General features: G+C 66.3%; 26 protein-coding genes. 6 read left to right on the forward strand and 20 right to left on the reverse strand.

Annotation, left to right across the window (positions count from 1 at the left end; translation table 11 throughout):
* Positions 1-94: 94 nt before the first annotated feature.
* The 8 genes from FO044_RS12020 to FO044_RS12055 all read right to left on the reverse strand — a co-directional run bounded on the left by FO044_RS12020 (position 95) and on the right by FO044_RS12055 (position 6,474).
* Complete coding sequence (locus tag FO044_RS12020) at positions 95-613, reverse strand: hypothetical protein (protein WP_143965727.1); 519 nt, start codon at positions 611-613, stop codon at positions 95-97.
* Positions 610-1,215, reverse strand: coding sequence for a hypothetical protein (locus FO044_RS12025; RefSeq protein WP_143965728.1), 606 nt, complete (start codon positions 1,213-1,215; stop codon positions 610-612). The genes FO044_RS12020 and FO044_RS12025 overlap by 4 nt, the downstream gene beginning before the upstream one ends.
* Entirely contained in the window at positions 1,212-1,727 is a 516-nt protein-coding gene (locus FO044_RS12030; protein ID WP_143965729.1) for a hypothetical protein, read from the reverse strand. Before FO044_RS12030 ends, FO044_RS12025 begins: the two co-directional genes overlap by 4 nt.
* Positions 1,724-2,317 (reverse strand): hypothetical protein, encoded by a 594-nt coding sequence (locus tag FO044_RS12035; RefSeq protein WP_143965730.1) that lies wholly within the window; start codon positions 2,315-2,317, stop codon positions 1,724-1,726. Before FO044_RS12035 ends, FO044_RS12030 begins: the two co-directional genes overlap by 4 nt.
* A 10-nt stretch (positions 2,318-2,327) precedes the next feature.
* The gene (locus tag FO044_RS12040) at positions 2,328-3,218 is read right to left on the reverse strand and encodes an SDR family NAD(P)-dependent oxidoreductase (protein ID WP_143965731.1); all 891 of its coding nucleotides are present in this window, start codon (positions 3,216-3,218) and stop codon (positions 2,328-2,330) included.
* 150 nt (positions 3,219-3,368) lie between these two features.
* Positions 3,369-3,962: a TetR/AcrR family transcriptional regulator gene (locus FO044_RS12045; RefSeq protein WP_132992101.1), complete on the reverse strand. Its 594-nt coding sequence runs from the start codon at positions 3,960-3,962 to the stop codon at positions 3,369-3,371.
* The gene (locus FO044_RS12050) at positions 3,962-5,302 is read right to left on the reverse strand and encodes a cytochrome P450 (protein WP_132992102.1); all 1,341 of its coding nucleotides are present in this window, start codon (positions 5,300-5,302) and stop codon (positions 3,962-3,964) included. The genes FO044_RS12045 and FO044_RS12050 overlap by 1 nt, the downstream gene beginning before the upstream one ends.
* Positions 5,303-5,415: 113 nt before the next feature.
* Complete coding sequence (locus FO044_RS12055) at positions 5,416-6,474, reverse strand: o-succinylbenzoate synthase (protein WP_132992103.1); 1,059 nt, start codon at positions 6,472-6,474, stop codon at positions 5,416-5,418.
* Between the two features lie 133 nt (positions 6,475-6,607).
* Between FO044_RS12055 and FO044_RS12060 the strand changes: the two genes are divergently transcribed.
* Positions 6,608-7,522, forward strand: coding sequence for an oxygenase MpaB family protein (locus tag FO044_RS12060; protein WP_132992104.1), 915 nt, complete (start codon positions 6,608-6,610; stop codon positions 7,520-7,522).
* A 112-nt stretch (positions 7,523-7,634) separates the two neighbouring features.
* A complete protein-coding gene (locus FO044_RS12065; RefSeq protein ID WP_143965732.1) occupies positions 7,635-8,039 on the forward strand; it encodes a VOC family protein in 405 nt (134 codons plus the stop codon).
* 39 nt (positions 8,040-8,078) lie between these two features.
* Here FO044_RS12065 and FO044_RS12070 read toward each other — a convergent pair whose 3' ends face one another.
* The 6 genes from FO044_RS12070 to rpsL form a co-directional block, all read right to left on the reverse strand.
* Entirely contained in the window at positions 8,079-8,534 is a 456-nt protein-coding gene (locus FO044_RS12070; RefSeq protein ID WP_132992106.1) for an NADPH-dependent FMN reductase family protein, read from the reverse strand.
* Between the two features lie 41 nt (positions 8,535-8,575).
* Positions 8,576-9,328 carry an alpha/beta fold hydrolase gene (locus tag FO044_RS12075; RefSeq protein ID WP_132992107.1) on the reverse strand — a complete coding sequence of 251 codons (753 nt, stop codon included), beginning with the start codon at positions 9,326-9,328 and terminating at the stop codon, positions 8,576-8,578.
* Between the two features lie 142 nt (positions 9,329-9,470).
* Complete coding sequence (tuf, locus tag FO044_RS12080; RefSeq protein ID WP_132992108.1) at positions 9,471-10,661, reverse strand: elongation factor Tu; 1,191 nt, start codon at positions 10,659-10,661, stop codon at positions 9,471-9,473.
* Positions 10,662-10,829: 168 nt separating this feature from the next.
* On the reverse strand, positions 10,830-12,938 hold the full coding sequence (gene fusA / locus FO044_RS12085; RefSeq protein WP_132992109.1) for an elongation factor G: 2,109 nt from the start codon (positions 12,936-12,938) through the stop codon (positions 10,830-10,832).
* Positions 12,939-13,054: 116 nt separating this feature from the next.
* Positions 13,055-13,525 carry a 30S ribosomal protein S7 gene (rpsG, locus tag FO044_RS12090; RefSeq protein ID WP_132992110.1) on the reverse strand — a complete coding sequence of 157 codons (471 nt, stop codon included), beginning with the start codon at positions 13,523-13,525 and terminating at the stop codon, positions 13,055-13,057.
* 2 nt (positions 13,526-13,527) lie between these two features.
* Positions 13,528-13,899 carry a 30S ribosomal protein S12 gene (rpsL, locus tag FO044_RS12095; RefSeq protein ID WP_132992111.1) on the reverse strand — a complete coding sequence of 124 codons (372 nt, stop codon included), beginning with the start codon at positions 13,897-13,899 and terminating at the stop codon, positions 13,528-13,530.
* A gap of 493 nt (positions 13,900-14,392) precedes the next feature.
* Here rpsL and FO044_RS12100 point away from each other — a divergent pair, with 493 nt between their 5' ends.
* Positions 14,393-15,634 carry a CynX/NimT family MFS transporter gene (locus tag FO044_RS12100; RefSeq protein ID WP_143965982.1) on the forward strand — a complete coding sequence of 414 codons (1,242 nt, stop codon included), beginning with the start codon at positions 14,393-14,395 and terminating at the stop codon, positions 15,632-15,634.
* Positions 15,635-15,795: 161 nt separating this feature from the next.
* Here the strand turns inward: FO044_RS12100 and FO044_RS12105 are convergent, their stop codons facing one another.
* On the reverse strand, positions 15,796-16,680 hold the full coding sequence (locus FO044_RS12105; protein WP_143965733.1) for an exodeoxyribonuclease III: 885 nt from the start codon (positions 16,678-16,680) through the stop codon (positions 15,796-15,798).
* Between the two features lie 174 nt (positions 16,681-16,854).
* Here FO044_RS12105 and FO044_RS12110 point away from each other — a divergent pair, with 174 nt between their 5' ends.
* The 3 genes from FO044_RS12110 to FO044_RS12120 all read left to right on the forward strand — a co-directional run bounded on the left by FO044_RS12110 (position 16,855) and on the right by FO044_RS12120 (position 21,291).
* On the forward strand, positions 16,855-18,468 hold the full coding sequence (locus tag FO044_RS12110; RefSeq protein WP_186290545.1) for a helix-turn-helix domain-containing protein: 1,614 nt from the start codon (positions 16,855-16,857) through the stop codon (positions 18,466-18,468).
* A 180-nt stretch (positions 18,469-18,648) separates the two neighbouring features.
* A complete protein-coding gene (locus FO044_RS12115; protein ID WP_132992113.1) occupies positions 18,649-20,148 on the forward strand; it encodes an aldehyde dehydrogenase family protein in 1,500 nt (499 codons plus the stop codon).
* A gap of 30 nt (positions 20,149-20,178) precedes the next feature.
* On the forward strand, positions 20,179-21,291 hold the full coding sequence (locus FO044_RS12120) for an NDMA-dependent alcohol dehydrogenase (RefSeq protein WP_132992114.1): 1,113 nt from the start codon (positions 20,179-20,181) through the stop codon (positions 21,289-21,291).
* Positions 21,292-21,375: 84 nt separating this feature from the next.
* On the opposite strand, the gene FO044_RS15055 is transcribed toward FO044_RS12120, so the two are convergent.
* The 5 genes from FO044_RS15055 to FO044_RS12140 all read right to left on the reverse strand — a co-directional run bounded on the left by FO044_RS15055 (position 21,376) and on the right by FO044_RS12140 (position 25,212).
* Positions 21,376-21,534, reverse strand: coding sequence for a hypothetical protein (locus tag FO044_RS15055; RefSeq protein ID WP_186290546.1), 159 nt, complete (start codon positions 21,532-21,534; stop codon positions 21,376-21,378).
* A gap of 50 nt (positions 21,535-21,584) precedes the next feature.
* Positions 21,585-22,325 carry a FadR/GntR family transcriptional regulator gene (locus FO044_RS12125; protein WP_132992159.1) on the reverse strand — a complete coding sequence of 247 codons (741 nt, stop codon included), beginning with the start codon at positions 22,323-22,325 and terminating at the stop codon, positions 21,585-21,587.
* 253 nt (positions 22,326-22,578) lie between these two features.
* Complete coding sequence (locus tag FO044_RS12130; RefSeq protein WP_132992160.1) at positions 22,579-23,196, reverse strand: TetR/AcrR family transcriptional regulator; 618 nt, start codon at positions 23,194-23,196, stop codon at positions 22,579-22,581.
* Complete coding sequence (locus FO044_RS12135; RefSeq protein WP_132992161.1) at positions 23,175-23,972, reverse strand: enoyl-CoA hydratase family protein; 798 nt, start codon at positions 23,970-23,972, stop codon at positions 23,175-23,177. Before FO044_RS12135 ends, FO044_RS12130 begins: the two co-directional genes overlap by 22 nt.
* An 82-nt stretch (positions 23,973-24,054) precedes the next feature.
* Positions 24,055-25,212 carry an acyl-CoA dehydrogenase family protein gene (locus tag FO044_RS12140; protein ID WP_132992162.1) on the reverse strand — a complete coding sequence of 386 codons (1,158 nt, stop codon included), beginning with the start codon at positions 25,210-25,212 and terminating at the stop codon, positions 24,055-24,057.
* Positions 25,213-25,223 lie beyond the last annotated feature (11 nt).

Genomic DNA, 25,223 nt, shown 5'->3' on the forward strand with positions numbered 1-25,223 from the left:
GCAACGCCTTCCATGTCGGACTCTTCCATGGAGGCATCTCCCGGGCGGCATCGTCGGGCAACACCTACTGTGGCAACACCTGCTCGAGCAACACCTACTGGGGCGACACGTTCCCCAGCCGCGCCAACAGCCACTCGTCATCAACTCTAGTCATCCAGGCCCACCGGGCCACACCGATTCTGGACGGCGACTCCCGATGCGCCCCAACGACGATCGTCTGATCAGCGAAGACGAGGACCCGCGCCGAACCGTCCGTGGCACTGGTGACTCCGGCATCGGTGACCTCCACGGACATGGTCACGCGGGATGCGACGGCCGACGGGAACACGACGTCGGGCCCCCGCAGCGCGTAGTCAGCGGCGAGAGGTCCGGTGAGCGATGCGCGCGTCTCGGCGCGACGGCCCGCGCCGTCTTCCGGACTGAACGTCATCAGTGTCCGCACTGCGGCCGCGGCAGCTTCGGCGGGCGCCGAATCCGGTCGCTCCGGCGCGGCGCTCGCGCGCAGCGCCAGCACTCCGGCGATCAGCGCGACGACGAGCGCGAGCACCACGACCACCGCCCACGACGTGAGTCGTCGCCGGTCGGCCGGCGGACGGTTACGCAGCCGAGTCACGACACGTTCTCCGTGTCGGCGACGAGCCAGCGCCCGCCGGATTCGGTCATGGTCACCAGCAGACTCACTCGCCGATCCTCCTGGCCGCCGCCGATGAGCGTCGGGTCGCCTGCCTGAGCGACGACCAGCACGTCGACCGAGCCGTCCCGCTCGGCGTCGACGCCGGCAGACACGATCGCACCGTCGGGCGCGGTCGGCAATCCCCCGACGTACGCCGCCAACGCGTCGCGTCCCTTGCTGATCCGTTCGTGCTGCTCGCCGGTGCTGCCGTTCAGCACGTTCTGCACGTAGCCCGCGGGATCCGCGGGATCGGGAGTGAGCATGCCGACGATCTGCTCGGAGGCCGAGCTCACCGCGGCGTCGCCATCGTCGATTCCCTCGCGGGCCGACCCCGCCGACATCCACGCCCACACCCCGACGATCGCGGCGACGAGGGCCACGACGCACACGGCGATCACCGCCAGCCGCAGTGCCGCCGCACGGCGCCGGGCCCGCGCCCGCAGCGCCGGAGCCGCTGCGATCATCGCGGTCCGGTAGTCGCGGACCGCGGCGTCGTAGCGTTTCTGCGCCTGGGTCACCCGCTGGGGCCGCACGCCCGTCATCGCAACTCGTCCAATCCGTTCACCAGCCACCGATCCCCTGATCGCGTGAGATTCGCCTGCACCGACGTGGTTCGGACTTCCGCCGGCCCCTGTTTCGGGGTGACGCTCACCCGCACCGTCGTCAGCACGACACCGGCGTCGGCATCCACGTCGACGACTGCGGTGCGCAGGGGCTCCCAGACGATCGACGCGATCTCGTCCGGAGGCCCGACTGCCAGCGCCGCCGACAGCGATCCCGCCAGTGGCGCAGCCAAGTGGTCCCGAGCCCGAAACCGGTCCTGCTTCCACGACTTCTCGTGCACGGTGAACACGGCGGCCACGGCGGCCGGCGCCTGTTCGCGCAGTTCGTCAGCGCGCTCGCGCTCACCGACCGCGTCGGCACGCACCCCCAACGCGACGGCGCACAGTGCGAGCACCACGACCAGGACTGCCAGTGCCGCAGCGAGAGCGATCGCGGTGCGACGAGTGGGCGGCGCCTCCAATCGACGGACGATCCGGCGCGCGTCGATCACTGCAGCACCTCGACGGCCGACACCTTCAGGACGTCGTCCTCCGGCGTCATCGCCACGCGCATGCGCAGGTGGTTCATACCGCCGTCGTCGGCGGATTTCGCCGTCTCGACGCGAACACTCGCCGCAACGAGGAGAAGAGCCGAATCACCGTCACGCCGGGCCACCGCGACACCGTCGACGCTGCCGTCGCCGCGAGTCCCGGCTTTCGCGACGAACTGCGTGTACGCGTCGGCGGATTGGGCGAACGAGTCGTGGAAGTCCCCGGTCGCGCCCGAGAGTATGCGACGCGCACGAGTCGGGTCCGTGCTGTCCGCTTCGACGAGCAGACTCACCCTTTCGGTGGCGGCATCGACGTAGTCGGCGTCCGGGTAGCGGGTCGGTGCATCGGCGTACCGCCACACCGCGAAGCAGGCGACGGTCACCGCCAGTACCGCCGTCACTATGAGGAACGCGAGCATCGCAGTGCCGAGAGCGTCGCGCCCGCCCGTCGCCACCTCGGCATCGAGGAGTTCGTCACGCGCGTGGCGCACCCGACGGCGGGACGTCCGCAACCGGGAGAGCGTCGTGGCGCGCGATTCGTCGGAGGACACGCCTGCCACACTAACGGCCGGGTGATCCGCCCTGACCGATGCGCTCGCTGTACGCCTTCCGCTCGGACGAGTCCGGGTGCAAGAAGACCGTGTCGACCTTCGTCAACCGCGTCAGCGTCCGCTTGAACCCGATGGACAGGCTCGGCACCGCATCCACCCAGCCCATGGACCACGGTGCCGCCGCCCGCACCGTGGGCTCGGCGATCGATCGCAGGACGCGGTGCGCCACCACCTCCGGCTCGACGGTCTGAATCATCTTGTTCGGTGTCAGGCCGGTGACCAACCCGGTTCTGGTGAAGGTCGGCATCACCGTCGACACGCGCACGCCGGTCCCCGACAGCTCGTGATCGATCGCTTCGGAGAACTCGATGACGCCGGACTTCGCGCCGTTGTAGACCGCGAGCCCCGGCATCGGCAGGCGACCCGCGATGGATGCGACGTTCACGATCTGCCCGCCGCCGCGGCCCACCATCCGCCGTCCGGCCGCACGACAGCCGAGGATCACGCCGACCAGGTCGATGTCGATGGTGCTGCGGATGAGGCTCTCGTCGAAGTCGAGGAACGGACCGACGGGCATGATGCCGGCATTGTTGATCAGCACGTCCACGGGACCGAGCCTGCGCTCCACGCTGTCGAAGAACGTCTCGAACGACGCACTGTCGGTCACGTCGAGCTGCAGTCCTTCCACGCCGAGATCTGCTGCCGCCTTCTCCACCGCGTCGACATCGACGTCACCCAACGCCACGCGGCCGCCCGCGGCGAGCACCTGGCCCGCGATCTCGTACCCGATCCCGCGGGCACCTCCGGTGATCGCGACGACCTTCCCGTCGAGTGCGGCGCGGATTCGCGACCACTGCTCGTCCGCACGTCCGGCACGGGACAGTCTGGAACTCAATGACATGACTTCTCCTCTAACAGAATCCGGTCGCCCGACACCGGGTCGGGCGGGGCAGCGCGCTGAATCGGACAGCGGGCCGAGCTGGACGGCGCTCGAGCGAGCAGCGAGCCGAGCCATCGTCGATGACCCGGCCGTAACCCAGCGAGCGGCGCGTCAGTGAATCATCGGTGCCAGGTAGGTGGCGGCGATGTGCCGGACGTGATCGGCCGACCTCTTCTGAGGATCGGTGACCGGCACCTCGAGCAACGAGATCACCAGTCGCACATGCAGTTCCACCGCCTCGAACAGTGCTTCGTCCGGCATGATCGCGCCTGCATCACGCAGCGTGGAGGCGACCCTGGCCGTCACCATCTCGATGAACAACGTGCTCATGGCGCCCGAGGTGATGTTGCGGATCTCGACGTCCTCGAAGACGATTCGCCGCATGAGCGGATCCGACGTGACCATCCCGGCGCCCGTCGCGAACGCCTCGACGACCGCATCTGCGGGCCCCAGGCCTCTCACCGCGCCTTCGAGCCTGGCGAGGCCGCGCTCGAACGTGTCGTTGGCGACCGCCACCAGCAAGTTGTCCTTGCTGGGGAAGCGCCGGTACAGCGTGGATCTGCTGACACCCGCGGCCTTGGCCACCTCGTCCATGTTGGCGCGACGCACACCGACCTCGGTGAACTCGTCTGCCGCTGCAGCGAGAATCGCCGCCTCCTGCGCGGACGGCGACGCCGTGACCCGCTCTTTCCTGCTCGCCGCCATCAGATACGACGCATCCTGACCGGCAGCTTGTCCTTCGGAACCGGGAGCGCGCTGTAATCCATCGGCATCTCGTAATCGGCAGGCACCGACCACTCGTAGTTGCGCAGGAGGTTGTGCATGATCGTCTTGATCTCCATCTGTCCGAAGTAGAGGCCGATGCACTTGTGCACTCCGCCACCGAACGGCATCCACGCCATCCGGTGCGCCTTGTCCTCCGCACGTTCGGGGAGGAATCGCTCGGGGTCGAAGACGTGCGGATGGGAGTAGATCTCCGGATCACGGTGGTTCGCCATCTGCGGGATCACCACCATCGTGTCCTTGGGGATGAAGTACCCCTGCAACTCGGTGTCCTTGATCGCCATCCGGGGCTGCGCCGGAACCGGCGGGCACATGCGCAGCGACTCGCGCATCACCAGGTCGACGACCTCGAAGCGCGCCAGATCGTCGTAGGTGAGTTCCGGACCGATCTCGAGCGACTGTGCACGCGCCTTGGCCTGCCACTCCGGCGACTTCGCCATTCGGTACACCATCTGCGTCATCGTGATGGTGGTCGTGTCGTGCGCCGCCATCAGCACGAAGATCATGTGATTGACGACGTCCTCGTCGGTGAACGAGTCCCCGTCGTCGCTCTCCGCATGGCACAGGACCGAGAACAGGTCCGGCGTCTGCTTCGCACGCTTGGCTGGGATGTGCTCGTAGAAGAAGTCCTCGAGGATCTTGCGCGAGCGGAGCCCCTTCCACCACCGGCCGCCCGGCACCGGCTTGCGGACGAACGCGACGCCCGCTCGCACCGTCTCGATGAAGGCCTTGTTCAGGCGGTCGGCCTCGTGCTGCGGCAGTTCCAGCCCGAGGAACACCTCCAGCGCGACGTCGAGGGTGAGCTGCTTGAACTCGCTCAACATCTTGACGTCACCGGTGGGGAACCGCTTCATCGCGTCGATGATCATCGGCTGCATCTCGCCGAAGTACCCGTGCAGGATCTTCGGCGTGAACGCCTGCTGCAGGATGTGCCGGTGGTGCCGGTGCTCATCGAAGTCGAGAAGCATGATGCCCCTGTTGAAGAACGGGCCGATGAGATAACTCCAGGCAGGCGCGTTCGCGAATGCGCGGTCCTTGTTCATCAGGATCTCGCCGGCCGCTTCCGGGCCCGCTGCGGTCACCATGCGCACACCGAGCGCATTCATCGCGTACGTCTTACCCATGCGCAGGCGCTTCTCGTCTGCGAAAGCGAACGGGTCGCGCCGCATGGCCAGGACCTCGAGTACACCGTTGCGGTTGGTGACATGAACCGGACGAAGTCCGCTGCCTTGTTCCGGCGTCGCGAGTATCGGAGTCGCCATCGTTTCCTCCTCGAGCTGTACGGCACCGTCTGTGATGCCGCTCATACTCATTGGAACAGAAATCGATGTTTGTTTCTAGTGCTCCAGCAGATCCGCGTCGCGCCTCGGAGTGGTCAACCGGCCAGGAGTGCATGGCACCGGCGCAGGCGGTCCTCCCACCATTCGACCCGATCGGGCGAGGCCAGCGGCAGATCCGCCGCCGGGCGAATGTCCCGTGGCTGCACCGACCCGTCGATGATCGAGAAACCGGGTGCGACGTCCCGCGTGAACATCGCACCGGTACCCAGACCGCATGCACGGTGCAGGCCGGGGATCGCGGCCGCTGCCGCGACGCCGGCCGATATGCCGACCGCGGTGTCGAGGGCGCTGGAGACCACTACCTCCATCGGCAGCTTCGCAGCCAGTTTGAGCACCGAGCGCATACCGCCGAGCGGAGCCACCTTGAGGACCGCGATATCGGCCGCCTCGGCCTTCACCACTCGCATGGGGTCACCCGACCGGCGAATCGATTCGTCGGCGGCGATCGGGACCGAGACCGCGCGCCGCACATGAGCCAGCTCCTCGACGGTTCGGCACGGCTGCTCGACGTATTCGACCTCGCCGATCGCGGCGATGGCCTTGATCGCCGAATCGACATCCCAGGCACCGTTCGCGTCGACCCGGACATTGGGCACCAGCTCCCGCGCTGCGGCGACACGCTCGACGTCGTCGTCGAGCGTCTGCCCTTCTTCAGCGACCTTGACCTTCACCGTCGACACATGCGGATACCTGGAGATGATCTCGGCGACCTTGTCTGCCGGGACTGCGGGAACAGTCGCGTTCACCGGTACCGACTCGCGAATCGGCGCAGGCGCGCCGAGGTACGCGGCTTCGATACCCGCAGCCAGCCAGATTCGCGCCTCCGCGTCCTCGTACTCGGTGAACGGCGCGAACTCGCCCCAGCCCGCGGGGCCGGAGAAGATCATCGCCTCCCGGGTCGTCACACCCCGGAACCTGGTGCGCATCGGCAGCGAGACCACCCGCGACGCTTCGACGAGCTCTTCGGCCGTCGGCATCGACGGCGGCGGCGCATCCTTCGGCTTGAGCCGGAAGGTCGGGGTCTGCTTCTTCCGATCGTCGGATACTCCGAACAGATTCTGCTTGTTCTTACCGGACGGCTGCGAGAAAACCATGGTGCCCAGCGTAGTGGGGGCATGTCGGTCCTCAGGTCATAGTCGTCGACGACGGCCCGACCGAAGCGACTCCCCTTCATCGCCTTTGACACAATTACCAATATTCGTTCCAACATTCGCTTACGCTGAATCCATGAGCGTCAACCCCACCTTCGACACCGGCGTGCGCGAGGCCGAAGCCGATGTCGTCGACGACGTCGATTCTCTCCAGCTCCGGCTCGGCGCCGACTCCCTGGTCTGGAAGTTCTACGGCGACGTCCGCGGGCTCCTCGGCTTCCAGCGCCTCGCCGGCACCGAGAACTGCATCGAGCAACTCGCGCAGGGAGTGGAGGACCACTCGGTGATCTTCAGCGACTTCCTCGGGCGTGCGCGGCGTACCGGGCCACCGGTCATGCGGACCGTCTACTCCGACGATCCCTACCGATGGGGCCGCACGGTCCGCGACTTCCATCGCGACATCAAGGGCACGATCAGCGACGGGTCTCGCTATCACGCCTTGAATCCGGACCTGTACTACTGGGCGCACGCCACCTTCGTCGACCAGGTGCTGACGATGACCGACCTGTTCATCCGGCGCCTCTCGTACGAGGAGAAGGTGCAGATCTTCGACGAGAGCAGGGTCTGGTACGAGCTGTACGGCGTATCAGCGCGGAGCCAGCCGCAGACCTACGACGAGTTCGTCGAGTACTGGGCGTCCATGCTCGAACGCTTCGTCCCGACGCGGACCATCATGTATGCGACCGGCTACCTGCGACAGGGCGTTCCCGGGCCGCGTTGGATGCCCGCACCCCTGTGGCGCATCGCGTCGGCACCGATCAACGCGTTCCTGCGGACCGTCGTCGTCGGCACCCTCCCCCAACAGATGCGCGACGTGTGCAACCTCGAGTGGGATCACCGCAGGCAACGCCGCTTCGATCGGTTCGCGGCCGGCATGCGTGCGCTGAATCCGGTGTTCAACAGGCTCCCGCTCAAGTGGCTCTACGTGCCGTGGGCCTACGAGGGATGGCAGCGCACCGGTGTGGACCCGCGACCGCTGCACAACGGGTGAGCGGTCACTCGCCCACTCATCAGCTGAGCTGATGATTCCGGTATCCCATGCACCACCATCGGCGGACAATCGGAGGTGCAGCTTCGTCAGCGCACCTTCGAGAGGAACCGACATGCCGAACCTCAATCCGTACGTCTCATTCAAAGACACCGCACGCCAGGCGATGGAGTTCTATCAACAGGCACTCGGCGGCGACCTCGACATCTCCACGTTCGAAGCGTTCCCCGACATGGTCGATCCGAGCGAGGCCGCCAATGTGATGCACGCACAGCTCACCACCGAGGACGGCCTCGTCCTGATGGCCTCCGACACCCCCAGCACCATGGGGTACCAGCCGCCGCAGGGGATCTCGGTATCGCTGAGCGGCCCCGACGTCGACAAGCTGCGCACGTGGTGGGACAAGCTGAGCGAGGGCGGCGAACCCACGATGCCGTTCGCGGAGGCGCCGTGGGGCGGCTACTTCGGGATGTTCACCGACAGATTCGGCATCGCCTGGATGGTGGCCAGCTCCGAGTAGCCGCTTCCATCCGCCGATACTGCTGGTATCTGCGAACGCTCAGCCTGCGACGCGCAGGGCGAAGGTGCGCGCCAGCGCCAGGTCGGCCTGCGTCGGGTGCCCACGATTCACACCGCCGACCAGGCCGAGCGGACCCATCGTGTCCAGACCCCGGCAGTGGAAGGTGTCGGCCACCTCGAAGCCCTTCTCGGCGAGCAGGTCCGACATCGACCTCGTGTAGCGGCGCAGCGGCGTCTCGGGAAGTCCGCTCGTCGCAACGACGAAAGCCCGCCCGCGCGGGCGGTCGGCCAGCGCCTTGATTCGATCAGTGACCTCCGACGCGAAAGACATCCAGTAGATGCCCGAGCCCCAGCCCACCAACTCGGCGGCGTCGATCTCCGCATCGGTCACCTCGTCCGGGCTCACCACCCGCGCGTCGATGGCCTTCGCCATCTCATCGGCGACTGCCCGGGTGCTGCCGTTCGATTTCGATGTGCAGACGATCAGTGCGGTCATGACCTGATCGTGTCATGCAGCTCTGCTGGGCGCCAGAGCCGTCAGGCCAGGTGCCCGGTGACCGCGTCCGCGAACTCCGCACCGCGATCACGGTGCACACTGTGTCCTGCGTCGATGGTCAGGAAATCGCCCGCAGGCAGGGCGAACGCAAGGTCGCGGAGGTGCTGCGGCGCCAGGAAGCTCTGACGTCCACCCGAGATGACCAGCGCCGGCGCAGTCACCCGGTGCAGCTGACACCACCACTCGGAGTCGACGACGGTGAACTCCGAGAGGACCGGATCACCGAGCTCGCCGTCGAACCGCAGAAACGGAAACGGATTCGCGATGAGCGCCCGAATCCCGCGAATGCGCTCTCCCAGCGTTGCGGACGGGGTGATCTGCTCGGCGACGTCGTCGTCGTTGCGCGGCATCGGCGGCACCTCCTCGAGCACCATCCGACGAACCCGGTCCGGCTGCGCCATCGCGTACCGCAGTGCCGTGTGCGCCCCGAGTGAGTGCCCGACCAGGTCGACGCGGTCGCACCCCAGGTCGGCGACCACGGCTGCCAGATCGTCCCGAAAATCCGTGAGCCGATACGAGTCCGCGCGCCCCGTCCGGCCGTGCCCGCGCAGGTCGAAGCTGACCACGGTCCGTCCACGTACCCGGAGCTCGCGGGCCACGTGCCGCCACGTGGTGCGGTCACCGCCCATCCCGTGCACCAGAACGACCGGCGTCGTCGCTGCGTCGACCGGACCCGACACCATCAGCGAGAGCGGCAGGCCACCTCGGAGCACTGTTCGATGATCGGCGGACATCGGTCCAGGATAGGTCCCCACGGGAAACCGGTTCTCGCACACCCTCCCCCGACCCGGAGAACGCGAGAGCGCCCGCCCCGATTACTCGGGAGCGGGCGCTCTGCATGACCTCAGTCGGTCAAGAACTCAACTGATCAGCAGATCACTTGACGATCTTGGTGACGCGGCCGGCACCGACGGTGCGGCCACCCTCGCGGATAGCGAAGCGCAGGCCCTCGTCCATGGCGACCGGCTGGATGAGCTTGACGCTCATCTCGGTGTTGTCGCCCGGCATGACCATCTCGGTGCCCTCGGGGAGGGTCACGACGCCGGTCACGTCCGTGGTGCGGAAGTAGAACTGCGGACGGTAGTTGTTGAAGAACGGGGTGTGACGACCGCCCTCGTCCTTCGCCAGGATGTATGCCTGACCCTCGAACTCCGTGTGCGGAGTCGTGGTGCCCGGCTTCACGATGACCTGGCCACGCTCCACGTCCTCACGCTTGAGGCCGCGCAGCAGCAGACCGGCGTTGTCGCCGGCCTGAGCCGAGTCGAGGAGCTTGTGGAACATCTCGATACCGGTGACGGTGGTCTTGGTGCTCTTCTCGCGGATGCCGACGATCTCGACATCAGCGTTCACGTTGACCTCACCGCGCTCGACACGGCCGGTGACGACGGTGCCACGACCGGTGATCGTGAAGACGTCCTCGACGGGCATGAGGAACGGCTTCTCGGTCTCACGGACCGGGTCCGGGATCGACTCGTCGACAGCAGCCATCAGGTCCTGAACCGACTTGACCCACTTCTCGTCGCCCTCGAGCGCCTTGAGTGCGGAGATCGGGATGACCGGTGCGTCCTCGTCGAAGTCCTGGCCGCCCAGCAGCTCGCGGACCTCCATCTCGACGAGCTCCATGATCTCGTCGTCGTCGACCATGTCGGCCTTGTTGAGTGCGACGAGGATGTAAGGAACGCCGACCTGGCGGGCCAGGAGGACGTGCTCGCGGGTCTGCGGCATCGGGCCGTCAGTGGCGGCCACGACCAGGATCGCACCGTCCATCTGGGCAGCACCGGTGATCATGTTCTTGATGTAGTCAGCGTGACCCGGAGCGTCGACGTGAGCGTAGTGACGCTTCTCCGTCTGGTACTCGACGTGGGAGATGTTGATCGTGATACCACGAGCCTTCTCCTCAGGCGCCTTGTCGATCTGATCGAAAGCGAAGCTCTCGTTCAGTTCCGGGTACTGGTCCGCCAGCACCTTCGTGATGGCCGCCGTCGTGGTGGTCTTGCCGTGGTCGACGTGACCGATGGTGCCGATGTTCAGGTGCGGCTTGGTCCGCTCGAACTTCGCCTTCGCCACTTGATGTCCTCCTGGACTGTCAGTGCTGCCGAGTGGTTCCCGGCAGTCGGTATGGGTCCTCGTATTCACGAGGAGGCTTTCAATGGTCCCCGGCCGGCCGCGGAAGCCGCCGACCGGGGTATTCGTTTGTGCGCCGGAGCGCGGTTCGCCAATACGGCGGACGAGGAGTTACTCGCCCGTCGCCTTCGCGATGATCTCCTTCGACACGTTCGCCGGAACTTCAGCGTACGAGTCGAACACCATGGAGTAGTTTGCCCGGCCCTGAGTCTTCGACCGAAGGTCTCCGATGTAGCCGAACATCTCCGACAGCGGGACCTGAGCCTTGACGACTCGAGCACCACTGCGCTCCTCCATGGCCTGAACCTGACCACGGCGGGAGTTGAGGTCGCCGATGACCTCGCCCATGTAATCCTCGGGAGTCGTGACCTCGACGGCCATGACCGGCTCCAGGATGACGGGCTGAGCCATTCTCGCAGCTTCCTTGAGAGCCTGCGAGCCGGCGATCTTGAAGGCCATCTCCGACGAGTCGACGTCGTGGTACTGACCGTCGAGCAGAGTGAACTTCAGGTTGACCAGCGGGTAGCCGGCCAGCACGCCGTACTGCATCGCGTCCTGCGCACCGGCATCCACGGAAGGGATGTACTCACGCGGGACACGACCGCCGGTGACGGCGTTCTTGAACTCGTAGGTCGCGCCCTCTTCCTCGGCGTCGACCAACGGCTCGAGCTTGACGATGACCTTCGCGAACTGGCCCGAACCACCCGTCTGCTTCTTGTGGGTGAAATCGTGCTTCTCGACGGTCTTCTTGATCGTCTCGCGGTAGGCCACCTGCGGCTTGCCGACGTTCGCCTCGACCTTGAACTCGCGCTTCATGCGGTCGACCAGGATGTCGAGGTGGAGCTCGCCCATGCCGCCGATGACGGTCTGACCGGTCTCGTCGTCGAGCTGAACCGAGAACGTCGGATCCTCTTCGGCGAGCTTCTGGATCGCGGTGCCCAGCTTCTCCTGGTCCGACTTGGTCTTCGGCTCGATCGAGACGTTGATGACCGGGTCCGGGAACGACATCGACTCGAGGACGATCGGGTTCTGCGCGTCGCAGAGGGTGTCACCGGTCGTGGTGTCCTTGAGGCCGATCATCGCGTAGATGTGGCCGGCCACCGCGTCCTCGACCGGGTTCTCCTTGTTGGAGTGCATCTGGAACAGCTTGCCGACGCGCTCCTTCTTGCCCTTGACCGCGTTGAGGACCTGGGTGCCCGGATCGATCCGGCCCGAGTACACGCGAACGAACGTCAGCTTGCCGAAGAACGGGTGAGCGGCGATCTTGAACGCGAGCGCCGAGAACGGCTCGTCCTTGCTCGGGTGGCGGGTGATGACCTCATCCTCTTTACCCGGGACGTGGCCCTCGATCTCGCCGACGTCGAGCGGGTTCGGGAGGAAGTCGATCACAGCGTCGAGCATGGGCTGAACGCCCTTGTTCTTGAACGCCGAACCACACAGGATGGGGTAGATCTCGGAGTTGATCGTCATCTTGCGGATGGCGCCCTTGATCTCCTCGACCGTGAGCTCCTCACCGGAGAAGTACTTCTCCATGAGTCCCTCATCGGACTCGGCAACCGCCTCGAGCAGCTTCTCGCGGTACTCGGCGGCCTTATCGGCCAGATCCGCGGGGATCTCCTCGATGGTCGGCTCAGCACCGATCGCGACGGTGCCGCGCCAGGTGATGGCCTTCATGTCGATCAGGTCGACGACGCCGTCGAACTGGTCCTCGGCACCGATCGGAAGCTGCAGGACGAGCGGCTTCGCACCGAGACGATCGATGATCGTCTGCACGGTGTAGTAGAAGTCCGCGCCCATCTTGTCCATCTTGTTGACGAAGCAGATACGCGGGACGTCGTACTTGGTCGCCTGACGCCAGACCTGCTCCGACTGCGGCTCGACGCCTTCCTTGCCGTCGAAGACGGCAACGGCGCCGTCGAGCACACGGAGAGCGCGCTCGACCTCGACCGTGAAGTCGACGTGGCCGGGAGTGTCGATGACGTTGATCTGGTTGTTCTCCCAGAAACAGGTGACGGCGGCCGAGGTAATGGTGATACCTCGCTCCTTCTCCTGCTCCATCCAGTCAGTGGTCGACGCACCGTCGTGGGTCTCACCGATCTTGTAGTTCACACCGGTGTAGTAGAGGATGCGCTCGGTTGTCGTGGTCTTGCCGGCATCGATGTGCGCCATGATGCCGATATTGCGGACCTTAGTCAGGTCGTTCAGCACTTCCTGTGCCACTTATTCGCCTCGCATTTTCGCTAGAGGTGGGAATGGAGTTCTGTCGACGACCGTCCGCCCGAGGGCAAATGGCCGATGGACGCGAGCCGGGTGTCCCGGCCCGCGTCCGGCGGTTGTCACCAGCGGTAGTGCGCGAACGCCCGGTTGGCTTCAGCCATCTTGTGGGTGTCCTCGCGACGCTTGACCGACGCGCCCAGACCGTTCGAGGCGTCCAGGAGTTCGTTGGCCAGACGCTCGACCATCGTCGTCTCACGACGCTGACGGCTGAACGTGACCAGCCAGCGCAGGGCCAGCGTGTTGGCGCGACCGGGCTTGACCTCGATCGGCACCTGGTAGGTGGCGCCACCGACGCGGCGGCTCTTGACCTCGAGCGTGGGCTTGACGTTGTCGAGCGCGCGCTTGAGGGTGACGACCGGATCGGTGCCGGTCTTCTCGCGAGCCTGCTCGAGGGCCTTGTAGACGATGCGCTCGGCGGTCGACTTCTTGCCGTCCAGCAGGATCTTGTTCACGAGCTGGGTGACCAGCGGCGAACCGTAGACCGGGTCGTTGATCAGCGGGCGCTTGGGAGCGGGTCCTTTACGTGGCATGACTAGTTCCCCTTCTTAGCGCCGTAGCGGCTGCGAGCCTGCTTGCGATCCTTGACACCCTGGGTGTCGAGCGAACCGCGGATGATGCGGTAACGAACACCGGGGAGGTCCTTCACACGACCACCGCGGACGAGCACCATCGAGTGCTCCTGCAGGTTGTGTCCCTCACCCGGGATGTAGGCCGTGACCTCGACGCCCGTCGTCAGACGCACGCGGGCGACCTTACGAAGTGCGGAGTTCGGCTTCTTCGGCGTCGTGGTGTACACGCGAGTGCACACGCCGCGACGCTGCGGGCTTCCCTTGAGAGCCGCGGTCGTCTTGATCGCGGACTTATCCTTGCGGCCCTTGCGGACCAGCTGGTTAATAGTTGGCACTGAGTTCTTTCTCCTCATGGGCCGGCTCCCGCCGGTCCTGTTTGTTGTCACGGTTGGTGCTCCGGGCATGTCATCCGATGCCGCACGAATCACTTCCGCGCGCGTATCCGGACGACCTCCGCAACTCGCCCCACCGACACGTTTGCGCCGGTCAACTGTGGTATCGCCCCCCCGAGGTCGGGCGTGTCAGACGCGCCGCCGCGGGATCACGACTCCCGCCACCCCGGCTCGTCTCCGGCCGGGAAAGTGGGCAGCACCCACCTTGGGCAGGCGCCGACCCAACACTTTACCGCTCGCATTTAGCAGGGTCAAAATCATTGACACCCGGCTGCGAACACTGGCCGAACGGTCAGAAAACTCCGCGGACCTGCGAAGCCACTGTGACGGGACGCACTCGAAAACAATTCGGCCCGCCCGACGGCCCGCTGACACCATTGTCCTGGTGACGACACAGCCGACAGTTCACCAGTCCGACGGCCCGACAGCCCATCGTATGCGCGGTCGGATCATCGTGCTCCTGGCCATCGTCGTCTTCGCGTTCTCCCTCCGCACCGCGGTCACCTCGCTGACGCCGCTGCTCGACCGCATCTCGGACGACATCGGATTCGGCAACGCCGTGAGCGGCGTCCTGGGCATGCTGCCCACGCTCGCATTCGGCGTCGCCGGCCTCGTCTCCCCCGCTCTGGGCCGCAGGTTCGGCATCGAGCACGTGACGCTGGCCGCCGTCGTGATCACCGGTGTCGGCATCGCCTGCCGCTCGATGAGCAATGACGTCCCCACGCTGATCGTGCTGTCCTGCGTCGCACTGTTCGGCATGGGCGTCGGCAACATCCTGATCCCACCACTGGTGAAGCGGTACTTCGCCGACCGGATCGCACCGGTGAGCACCCTGTACATCGTCTTCGTCCAGATGGGGACGATGGTTCCGGCTGCGGTCGCCATCCCGTTCGCCGATCTGCAGGACTGGCGCTTCTCTCTCGGTGTGTGGGCCCTGATCCCACTCGCCGCACTCGGTCCGTGGATCTGGGTGGTCCGCGAGCGTCGCGCCGCCCTGCGCCGGCACGCCGAACTCCCCGAAGACGCACGGGACGCGCGCGGCCTGGACGAGGCCGTCAAGACCTCGGTCTGGAGGACCTCGATGGCGTGGGGTCTGACCCTGATGTTCGGCATGACGTCGGCAGGCACCTACGCGATGTTCACGTGGCTGCCGAAGATCCTCTCCGACGCAGGCGCCAGCGACTCGCTCGGCGGCCTGATGGTCGCGACGTTCTCCGGTGTCGGCCTCGCCGCCACATTCGTCGCACCCGCGCTGTGCACTCGCTTCCGCAACCCCTTCGGGTTCACCGTGCTCTTCGCGGCCTGCTGGTTCGCCGGATTCGCCGGCCTCATGTGGGCGCCCATGTCGGCGCCGTGGCTGTGGGCCATCCTCTGCGGTCTCGGACCCACCACGTTCCCGATGGCGTTGACGCTAATCAACGTCCGCACGCGGAGCAGTTCCGCCTCGTCCGCGCTGTCCGGCTTCGGACAGGGTGTCGGCTACCTCCTGGCATGCGCCGGCCCGTTGCTGTTCGGCATCCTCCACGACACGACCCACGGCTGGGGCGTCCCGTTCCTCCTGCTGTCCGCAATGGTGTGCGTCATGGTCTGCGGCGCCTGGATCATCTGCCGACCGCGGTTCCTCGAAGACCAGTTGCGTCCCGTCGCTCCACCGGTTTCGACACGCGGCCTCGGCTAACGCCTCGGACGCGGCTCAACCAGCGAGAGGGCCTCCTCGGAAGGACCCCCGCTGCGGCTCAACCAGCGAGAGGGGCCTCCTCGGCGACTCCCCCAGCGAGACGAGACTTCCCTCGCTGGTTGAGCGAGCGGAGCGAGTCGAAACCGCCGCCGCCTCCTCGCTCAGTCAGCCACCGTGTGCGGCAGCTTCACCGACCCGGCGGACACTTTCGCGGGACGCGACGGCGGCGGCACCACGGGTCCGGCGTTGCCGTCCGGGGCGCGGTCGAGATCGGCGATCACCGGAGCATGATCGCTCGGCTTGGTGCCCTTGCGCCCCTTCCGATCCACCCACGATGCCTTCGTCCGATCGGCGACCGGACCGCCCGCGAGCATCAGGTCGATCCGCATGCCGAGGTCCTTGTGGAACATCCCGGCCCGGTAATCCCAGTACGTGTAGATCCGCTCGTCGGGCCAGAGATCCCGCATCACGTCGCGCAGACCGAGGGACTCCAGCCCGGCAAGCACCTCCCGTTCGTCGGGCGTGACGTGGGTGTGGCCGACGAACGCCTCCGGATCGAAGCAGTCCGCGTCGGTGGGAATGATGTTGAAGTCACCGCAGAGCATCGTCGAATCGGCTTCGTCCGCCACGGATGCGCGCAGAGCGCCGAGCCACGTCAGCTTGTACCGGTAGTGGTCTGAATCGACCTCACGACCGTTCGGCACGTAGAGCGAGTGGATCCGGACACCGTCGCAGACCGCCGAGATCGCTCGCCCCTCAGGAGGGTCGGCCGCATCGGGAAAGCCGGGCGCGTCCGGGAACGCGACGCGGACCTCGTCGAGACCGATTCTGCTGAGCAGCGCGACCCCGTTCCATTGACCTTGCCCCGCGTGCGCGAATTCGTAACCGCGAGCAGCCAGCTCGTCGCCTAGCTCGGCGGCGAAAACCTCATCGGAGACCTTGGTCTCCTGCAGGCACACGACGTCGGGTTCACGCTCGTCGAGCCACGGCAGCAGGCGCGGCACGCGCTGCTTGACTGAGTTCACATTCCAGGTCGCCACACGCATGCGGCCAACCGTAGCGCGACGCACGACGCGCTGGTTCGCCGGTCAGCACCGTCGCCGAGAGTGTTCGGACGCTCAACGACCCTGCCGTTGATGTGGCCATGCGACGTCGGTGCCGGGCCGAACGGGAACTCCAGTCCCACCGTCACCGGCGGTGTGCTGTGTCACAGTTGATGCGTGACCACCCGGCTTCCCCAGCGCGACGTGATCGCGGCGTCATGGCGCCGTGTGATGTCGTCTGGACTCCAGCAGGACGACCGTCCCGCACCGCTGCTCACCGACATCGCGTCCGCCGATCCCCTGCTCGATGCGGCGCGGCCGATTCTGGCGCGAGCGGCCGAGACCCTGGACGGCACCGACACCGCATTGCTGCTGGTCGACCATGAGAGCCGCATGGTGGCGAAAGTCTCGGGCGACGCGACCTTGGAACGGCACCTCGAAGACTCGGGCGCCATCGCCGGGGCAGCTTTCCACGAGGAGGCGATGGGCACGACTGCTCTCGGCACCACTGCCGAAGTCCGTGGCGACGTGATCGTCAACAGCGCCGAGCACTACCTGGAGCAGTTCAAGTCACTGAGTTGCTTCGGTCGGCCGATCATTCATCCGGCGACGCGACGGGTCGCAGGCATCGTCTGCATGACGGAGGTCGCTGACCGGCTCAACCCGCTTTCCGTGCCGTTGGTCCGAGGACTCGTCGACGACATCGCGCAACGCCTCCTCAACCGGTCGCACGCCGAGCACCAGGCGGTGATCTCGACATTCGATCAGGTCGCGCACCGTCGTGATATCGCGGTGGCCGCCGTCGGCGACGACCTCCAGCTCACGAACACCCTCGCCTCGCAACTGCTGGCGCCCGCCGACTTCGGAACCCTCGCACACCTCGCCTGCGGCCGGCGCGCACCTTCGACCATCACACTCGTGTCCGGGATCGTCGCCGACGTGACGGTGCAGCACGTGACGGGCGTCCGGCGCGCGGCCGTGTTCCGGCTGAGACCGCACTCCGAATCACTGCCCCCAGCCCGGACCCCGATCGCGTCCCCGCCGCTCATGGCCGCGACGATCGCCGTCTGCGGCGAATCCGGCACGGGGCGCACGACGCGGGCGCTCGCGTGCGTCCCGGAGGACCGAGCGAGGATCATCGACGTCCCGGCCTCGCTGCTCGACGGCAGCCCGCCCGACATCGTGGCGATCCTGCGCGCATCGCGATTGTCCGGACGCGGCGTGATCATCGATGACGCGGACCTCCTCGACGACCGTGCTCTGCAACTTCTGCGCGCCGCTCTTCGCAGCCGTGACGCCACCGACCCGCCGATCGTCATCGTGACCGACTCGGCGGAGAGACTGCCGCCGGCAGCGGCAGGCGTCGTCGCCTGCTGCCAACGCCGACTCGCGATCGCGCCGCTGCGACAGCGGCCGACCGAGTTGGCCGCGCTCGGTCGCGAGGTGCTCCAGCGAGCCGATCCACCACTCGAACTCGGCAACGACGCCGCCGACGCCCTCATGTCACAGGATTGGCCGGGGAATCTCACCGAGCTGACGATCGTCCTGGGCCGAGCGGCATCCGTAGCCCGGGCGCGCGGTTCACGCACCGTCCGCGCCGCCGACCTGCCCGAGGACTACCGGACCTCGACGCGTGCGTCCCGGCTCCTCGGTCTGGAGCAGGCGGAACGCCAGGCGATCCTCGAAGCGCTCGAACTCGCCGAAGGCAACAAGAGCAGCGCCGCCAAGTCGCTGGGGATCAGCAGGACGACGCTGTACGCCCGGATCCGGGCCCTGGGCGTACTCGGCTGAGGCGTCGCCTCGCCAACCCAGCGAGCGGAACGACGCCCGCCTTCTCCGGACAGCCGCGTTCGACTCTGCTGTCCACCGAGACTGTTCAGTTTCTGAACACGGCGCACCCCGTGAAGCGTGGGAGAAATGACATACGCCACAGTGGCGCACCTCACACCACCTTCTCGCCTGGAGGCACAGATGACCACGACCGCAGACACCGCGCTAATCCCCGCCGTCGCCGATTTCGTCTCGACCGACCGCAAGATGCTCATCGGCGGCCAATGGGTCGACTCGGTATCCGGACGCACCTTCGCAACCCATGACCCCGCGACGGGACAGGAGATCACCCAGGTCGCGCACGGCGAGGCCGCCGACATCGACCGCGCGGTCGCCGCGGCCCGGGCCGCCTACGAGGGCCCGTGGTCTCGGATGCGCCCGAACGAACGTGAACGCCTGATCTGGCGGATCGGGGATCTCCTCAGCGAACGCGCCGACGTCTTCGGCCAACTCGAGGCCCTCGACAACGGCAAGTCGGTTTCCATCGCGTCGGCGGTGGACGTGCCGTGGTCGGCCGACGTGTGGCGGTACAACGCCGGCCTGGTCACCAAGATCTCCGGATCGGCGATCACCCCGTCGATGCCGTTCGCGCCACCCGAGCAGCAGTTCCACGCCTACACCCGCCGTGAGTCACTCGGTGTGTGCGGGCAGATCGTCCCCTGGAACTTCCCCATCCTGATGACCACGTGGAAGTTGGCACCGGCACTGGCCGCAGGCAACACCGTGGTCCTCAAGCCCGCCGAACAGACTCCGCTGAGTGCGCTCATGCTCGGTGAACTCTTCGAGGAGGCCGGGTTCCCGCCCGGTGTGGTCAACATCGTCCCCGGCTACGGCGACGCCGGCGCCGCGCTCTCCGCGCACATGGACGTCGACAAGGTCGCGTTCACCGGATCGACCGAGGTGGGCAAGAAGATCGTCCAGGCGTCGACCGGCAACCTGAAGAAGGTGTCGCTCGAATTGGGCGGCAAGAGCCCCAACATCGTCTACGCCGACGCCGATTTCGACGCAGCCGTCGCCGGGTCGGTCGCGGCCTGGATGTTCAACCACGGCCAGTGCTGCGTGGCGGGCACACGGATGTTCGTTCAGCGAGAGATCTTCGACGAGTTCACGCAAGCTGTCGCCGACGCAGCCTCCACGGCGAAGATCGGCCCCGGACTCGATCCGACAACCGAACTGGGACCGCTGGTGTCGCAGGAGCAGTTCGACCGCGTGAGCAGCTACATCCAGCAAGGCCTCGCCGATGGTGCACGCGCACTCACCGGCGGCAAGCGCTGGGGCGACGAGGGCTACTTCGTCGAACCGACGGTGTTCGTCGATGTGAAACCGGAGTTCTCCATCGTCGAGGAGGAGATCTTCGGTCCGGTGGTCGTCGCGCTGCCGTTCGACGGTGAGGACGACGTGGCGCAGGCCGCGAACAACTCGATCTACGGACTCGCCGCAGGCATCTGGACCAAGGACATCTCGAAGGCGCACCGCACCGCGGCCGCAGTACAGGCCGGTTCGGTCTGGGTGAACCAGTACAACGGCTTCGACACCGCACTCCCGTTCGGCGGCTTCAAGCAGTCGGGCTGGGGCCGCGAACTCGGCGACTCCGCCCTCGACCTGTACACGCAGACCAAATCCGTCAACGTCGCGCTCTGACAACGCTTTCCACAAGAAACGAGAAGACTCATGAAGACCAAAGCAGCTGTCCTCCTCGAAGCAGGCAAGCCGTTCGAGATCATGGAACTCGACCTGGACGGACCCCGGGCGGGCGAAGTTCTCATCAAGTACACGGCCGCCGGGCTGTGCCACTCGGACCTGCACCTCACCGACGGCGATCTCCCGCCCCGCTACCCGATCGTCGGCGGCCATGAGGGGTCGGGAATCATCCAGGAAGTGGGCCCCGGTGTCACCAAGGTGAAGCCGGGCGACCACGTGGTGTGCAGCTTCATTCCCAACTGCGGCACGTGCCGCTACTGCTCCACCGGACGTCAGAACCTGTGCGACATGGGCGCGACGATCCTCGAGGGGTCCCTGCCCGACGGCTCGTTCCGGTTCCACGCCGATGGCAAGGACTTCGGCGGCATGTGCATGCTCGGCACGTTCTCCGAGTACGCCACCATCTCGCAGCACTCCGTCGTCAAAGTGGATGACTGGCTGCCATTGGAGACCGCCGTCCTCGTCGGCTGCGGCGTCCCGTCCGGATGGGGAACCGCGGTCAACGCGGGGAACCTACGCGCAGGCGACACCTCCGTGATCTACGGCATCGGCGGCCTCGGCATCAACGCCGTCCAGGGCGCCGTCGCCGCGGGCTGCAAGTACGTGGTGGTCGTCGACCCGGTGCAGATGAAGCGGGACCAGGCACTCAAGTTCGGTGCTACGCACGCGTTCGCCACCGCGGAGGAAGCACAGGAGAAGGTCACCGAACTCACCTGGGGCCAGGGCGCCGACGCCGCCCTGATCCTCGTCGGCACCGTCGACGTTCCTGTCGTGCAGGCCGCTACCGCCGTGATCGGCAAGGGCGGCAGGGTGGTCATCACCGGCCTCGCCGACCCGACCAAGCTGACCGTTCAGGTGTCGGGCACCGACCTGACCCTCAATCAGAAGACGATCATGGGCACGCTGTTCGGGTCGATGAACCCGCAGTACGACATCGTCCGGCTCCTGCGCCTGTACGACGCGGGCGAACTCAAGCTCGACGAACTCGTCACCAAGCGGTACTCGATCGAGCAGATCAACGAGGGCTACGACGACCTGCGCAACGGGAAGAACATCCGCGGCGTGGTCGATCACGCCGGCTAGCCGGATCCCCTGGGCTCCGCGGGTCCGCCGGTGACTTTCACGCCCGGTGGGCCCGCGGTTTCACGTCTGCGGCGCGACGGTGGATCAGTCACCGGCGGCAGCTGCGACCGAGCGCAACTCGTCGAGGTCGACGATCTTGATTCTCGGCCTGCCCTGCGCGTGCCCCGCTTCGCGTTCGGCAGTATCGATGCGCTGCCAGTGGGCAGCGTGGGTGTTCGACGGCCAGATGTATGGATCCTTCAAGCTCGTCAATATTCTGCCCGGCTCCGCCGCTGGGATCGACCACGGACCCGTCAGAAGGTGCGGTCCCACCGCACCACGGATCGCATGATGTCCGGGTACTTCTTCGTCGCATAGCGGAGGTACTCGTCGATGTGATCAGCCATCTCGGCCATCGACGCGGGGGCGTCCCGACTCTCCATCGCCTTGAAGATCGACTCGTGTGCGGCCAGAGTCGCCTTGCGACGCGACTGCGGAAAGTCGAGTCCGACGATCGTGTTGTTGGTGACCTCGAGCAGGGAGTCGGCGAGGTACCCGAGCAGCGGATTATCGGTCGACCACGCGATGAGGTCGTGGAACTGCTTGTTCGCCTCCAGAAACAGGTGCCGGTCACCGTTCAAGGAGGCCTTCATCTGCTCGACCGTCTCGCCGATCTCGGCGAGACGATCGTCGGAGACGTTGGCAGCAGCCACCTGCGTGATGACGGGTTCGATAGTCAGGCGCGCATCGAAGATCGCCCTCAAGGGCGCATTGTTCAACTGCATCAGCAAGACGAATGCGCCGGACAGGAAGGACGACGTCGGGGTTTGCAGGACCGGCCCTCCCCGAGGGCCTGGTTTCATCACGACCACGCCCTGAAACTCCAGCAGACGCAGCGCCTCGCGCAACGTTCCGCGGCCGATCTGATACTTGTCGACCATCAACTTCTCGGACGGCAGCAGATCCCCGGGTCCCAACCCCGCGTCATGAGCCTCCTGAACGATGCGCTGGCTGACGAGAACCGCCGCCTTCTGCGTGCGCCCCGGGGCCGTCACGCGACACTCACCGACGGTGCGAACTGAATACTGCCTGTGATCACTCGGAAGGCCCCCACGTTCCCGGCCGGACACTCGGCCGAATCGACATATAGCACGGTAACGTTACCCACTGTTGCGCATAATGCACATCATTACGGTCGTACCGTGGTAGTCCGAGTGCCCGTCTCCGTGTCTGAATCACGAGCCGTGATCGGATCGGTCCCGGGCTGCGCACCGGCACGAAACACGTCCGGCACGCTTCCGCCGGCTGTCACTGAAGCGCCAGTTTCACCTGTTCCGTCCACGTCGCGACCACCTGCGCACGACGACGGGAGTCGTCCGAGAGAGTATCTGCCAAGCCCAGGCCGCGAGCGAGGTCGAGCGTCGCCTGCGCAAGGCGGTGCGCGCGCGGGTCCTCACCGCTCGGGTCCAGACCGATCAGTGTCATCGCGTGGGCGCCACGCGCGAACTTCTCCTCCAGCGGACGGATGTGCCGGCGCAGGGCCTCATCCGATGCAGCCGCCGCCCACACCTGCAGGGCGGCCTTGAACTCGTGCCCGGTGTAGATCGCGACCGCACGGTCGACCACCACGTCGATCCGCTCCGGCCCGTCGGGAAGCTCGCCGAGGTCGGCCGCAGTGAGCGAGGTGAGATGGGTGAACATCTGTTCCAGAGCTGCGGTGATCAGCAACTCGCGGGTCGGGAAGTGATGCTGCGCTGCACCTCTGGACACGCCTGCCTGCTCGGCGACCCGCGCAACGGTGGCCGCCGCCCAGCCTTCGTCCGCCAGCACATCGGTGGTCGCGGTCAGCAGACGCTCCCGGGTGATCCGGGACCGGTCCTGTTGCGGCTCGCGCACAGGTTGATTCACGACGCACTCATATCCCATTCGGGCTTGCGCTTGGATAAGAAGGCCGTCATTCCCTCCTGAGCGTCCGCGGAGTCGAAGAGAGCCGCAGACTCCGCGGCGCGCTCCGCCGCCGCATCTGCGAAGGTGGCGCGCAGCGCTGCCGTGGTGAGTCGCTTCGAAGCAGCCAGGCCCTGCGGCGACGCTTTGCGGATGCCCTCGCAGACCGCCACCAAGTCGGCCGACAGCTCCGACTCCGATTCGAGGGCACGGGTGATCAGCCCCATCGCCTCCGCCTGAATAGGCCCGAACCTCTCACCCGTCAGAAAATAGCGGCCTGCCCCGCGCGCGGTCATCTTCGGCAGGAGAACCACCGAGATGATCGACGGCGCCAGCCCCAGCCTCGACTCGGTGAGCGCGAACGTCGCATCCGGGCCGGCGAGAGTGATGTCGGCGGCACCCAGCAGGCCGAAACCGCCGGCCCGCACGTGACCGTTCGCCACCGCGATGACCGGCTTGTCCATCGTCACCATCGTGTTCATCAGATCGATCATCGCTGCCGCACCCTGCGCGGTCGCATCCTGCGGACTCAGTCCGCGTCGCACGGCCTCGCCCAGATCTGCTCCCGCACAGAATGTTCCGCCGCTGTGTGTGAGCACCACTGCTCGTATCTGCGCATCGGTCCCCGCATCCGAGAGAGCATCGCGCAGCTGTCCGACGAGTGCGGCGCTCAGTGCGTTCCGGTTGTTCGGAGAGTCGAGCGTGATCACGGCGACGGCCGCGTCGACCTCGGTACGGACCACGGTGTCGTCGGTCATCTCAGGCTCCTGCTCGTTGATTCTCATGTGGGTCGAACTCTCGCCGGTCGAGTGACAACGCCCCGAACGCTGCCATCATCGCTCAATACGACTTCGGGAGGCCGAGGCTCGTCTGGGCGACGAAGTTGAGGATCATCTCCCGGCTGACCGGCGCGATGCGCGTCAACCGCGACAGCGGCAGCATCGCGGCGAGCCCGTACTCGACGCTCAGTCCGTTGCCGCCGAGAGTCTGCACGGCCTGATCGACGATCTTCGCAGCGGCCTCACCTGCGGCGTACTTCGCCATATTGGCTGGAACGGCGGCGCCCCAGTCGTCCCCCGCGTCGTACAGAGTGGCCGCCTTCTGCATCATCAGCTTGGCCATCTCGAGTTCGATCTTCCCCTGCGCCAACGGATGCGCTATCGCCTGATGCGCACCGATCGGCTGCTTCCACACGGTGCGGTCGTTGGCGTACTCGACTGCCTTGGCCAGCGCGAATCGTCCCATGCCGACGGCCGACGCGGACGCCATGATCCGCTCCGGGTTGAGGCCGGCGAACAGCTGGGACAGCGCCGCGTCCTCGGACCCGACGAGCGCATCGGCCGGAAGCCGGACGTCGTCGAGGAACAGCGTGAACTGCTTCTCCGGATTCACCATCTCCATTTCGATCACCTGATGCTCGAAACCAGGTGAGTCGGTCGGCACCACGAACAGTGCAGGCTTCAGCCTTCCGGTCGCGGCGTCCTCTGTCCGTGCGACGATCAGCACCGCCTCCGACTGGTCCACACCGGAGATGAACACCTTGCGGCCGTTGAGGATCCACTCGTCACCGTCCCGGCGCGCGGTGGTCGTGATCTGGTGCGAGTTCGATCCGGCATCCGGCTCGGTGATACCGAACGCCATCGTGAACGAGCCGTCGGCCAAACCTGGAATCCAGCGCTGCTTCTGCTCGTCTGTGCCGAAGCGCGCGATGATGTTGCCGCAGATGGCGGGCGACACGACCATCATCAGCAACCCGCTGCCACCGGCCGCGAGTTCCTCCATCACGATCGACAGCTCGTACATCCCGGCGCCGCCGCCGCCGTACTCCTCCGGAAGATTGACGCCGATGAACCCGAGTTCTCCTGCCTCATGCCACAACTCGTCGGTCTTTCGGCCTTCCCGCGCACAGTCGGTGAAGTACTTCTGCCCGTACTTGGACGCAAGGCGTGCAACGGCGTCCCGTAGCGCGACCTGCTCCTGTGTCTCGGTGAAACTCATGTCACGTTCCT

Source organism: Gordonia zhaorongruii (assembly GCF_007559005.1).
GTDB lineage: Bacteria > Actinomycetota > Actinomycetes > Mycobacteriales > Mycobacteriaceae > Gordonia > Gordonia zhaorongruii.